This is a genomic window from Thalassospira sp. UBA1131, from assembly GCF_002311515.1.
Taxonomy (GTDB): Bacteria; Pseudomonadota; Alphaproteobacteria; order Rhodospirillales; family Thalassospiraceae; genus Thalassospira.
Genome location: NZ_DCAO01000036.1, coordinates 127,807 through 128,381 on the forward strand (window position 1 = coordinate 127,807; position 575 = coordinate 128,381).

1 protein-coding gene is annotated in these 575 nt (G+C 52.2%); it reads left to right on the top strand.

The genetic code is table 11. From position 1 onward, the window contains the following. Nucleotides 1–575: TonB-dependent receptor plug domain-containing protein (locus B3Z49_RS05695; protein ID WP_296988783.1), on the top strand; the 575-nt coding region annotated here is incomplete at both ends.

A 575-nucleotide genomic window follows, 5' to 3' on the forward strand; every position in this document is an offset into this window, starting at 1 on the left:
ATTTCCGTCGTATCTGGCCAGGAAATCGAGGACCGCGCCGTTGCGAGCATCGAAGATGCAGTTGCTTATACCGCAGGGGTAGCAACCAACAATTACGGATATGATCCGCGCTTTGATCAGGTTTATGTTCGTGGCTATCCGGTACATATCTACGGCGACTACCGAGATGGCTTACGCCAGATGACAGGCGTCTATGCAACGTTTCGCACCGAACCCTACGGCCTTGAACAGCTTGAAATCGTAAAGGGCCCCACAGCGGCACTTTACGGGCAATCAACACCGGGCGGCTTACTCAACAGCGTTACCAAACGCCCTCACCTTGGTGCAAAGAACAATGTCTATGGCCGTTTCACCAACACGGACTCATACGAAGGCGGGTTTGATTACAATCTTGGCCTGACAGAAAACGGGACCTGGGCATCACGCATTGTTGGCATGGCCCGCTTTGGCGAAACCAGCAACGAAATTCAGGATGATCGGCAAATGTTCGCGCCAACAATTCGTTGGCAACCCAATGCAGATACAGATCTGACTATCTATACCTTGTTCCAGCATGACGAAACGGATGCCTCGGC